Origin of the sequence: Nocardia sp. NPDC004151 (genome assembly GCF_042874235.1) — a bacterium.
In the GTDB taxonomy this organism is placed as follows: Bacteria; Actinomycetota; Actinomycetes; order Mycobacteriales; family Mycobacteriaceae; genus Nocardia.
The window spans coordinates 1-1,074 of record NZ_JBIAMR010000048.1 but is presented as its reverse complement, the minus strand read 5'-3'; the positions used below and the strand labels follow the sequence as shown (position 1 = coordinate 1,074).

General features: G+C 66.3%; 1 protein-coding gene. It reads left to right on the top strand.

The genetic code is table 11. The features are described 5' to 3' along the window. Positions 1 to 153: 153 nt before the first annotated feature. The gene (locus ACFYTS_RS36590; RefSeq protein WP_357289132.1) at positions 154 to 1,050 is read left to right on the top strand and encodes an IS5 family transposase; all 897 of its coding nucleotides are present in this window, start codon (positions 154 to 156) and stop codon (positions 1,048 to 1,050) included. The last annotated feature ends 24 nt before the right edge of the window (positions 1,051 to 1,074 follow it).

The window sequence follows — 1,074 nt, the reverse complement described above, 5'->3', positions numbered from 1 at the left end:
CTAGGCCGTGTTTTGAAAGTAGTTCGTGTGGAGGGGTGCCGCGAAGCGGCACCCCTCCACACGTGAGCTGGAAAGCGCTGTCCACGTTGGCAAATGGGCGAGGTCTCCGGTAGATGGTTCAGCGACCAAGCAGAACTTCACACCGGAGACCTCGTGGCCAGCGTAGCGGTGACGAGGCGATCGGATCTGACCGATGCCCAGTGGGCACGGTTGGAACCGTTGCTGCCTCGCGGCAAGAAGGCGGGCCGTCCGCCGAAATGGAGCAGACGCCAACTTATCGACGGGATCCGATGGCGCACCCGGGTCGGGGCACCGTGGCGGGATGTGCCGGTCGAGTACGGGCCATGGCAGACGATCTATGGAATGTTCCGGCGCTGGCAGCGGGCCGGGAACTGGGTTTTCATCCTGAAGTTGCTGCAAGCGTTGGCCGACGCCGTCGGCGCGATCTGCTGGCAGGTGAGTGTGGATTCCACCATCGCGCGGGCTCATCAACACGCCGCCGGAGCCCGCCGCGACGGTGACCGACAGGTCGAACCACCTGGCGGGGTCTATCCCGAACCTGCCGATCACGCGTTCGGTCGTTCGCGCGGCGGCTGGGGCACGAAACTGCACGTGGCCTACGAACAGGGACTGCGCCCGTTGGCAGTGGTACTGACCGGTGGCCAGGCCGCCGACAGTCCGCGCATGAGCGCGGTACTGGAGGCGATCTGGGTGCCGCGCTTCGGGCCGGGGCGGGCGCGAGTTCGTCCGGACCGGGTCTTGGCCGACAAGGCGTATTCCTCTCGCGCCAACCGCGCCTATCTGGCCCGACGTGGCATCCGGGCGACCATCCCGATTCCGGCCGACCAACTCGCCAAACGCCGCAACCGCGGCTCAGGTGGCGGGCGGCCACCGGCGTTCGACCCCGAGATCTACCGCGACCGCAACGCCGTCGAGCGCGGCATCAACCAGCTCAAGCAACACCGCGCTGTCGCAACACGATTCGACAAACTCGCCGTCCGCTACCTGGCCACGATCCACATCGCCGCCATCAACCAATGGCTACGGTGACCCGACTTTCAAAACACGGCCTAG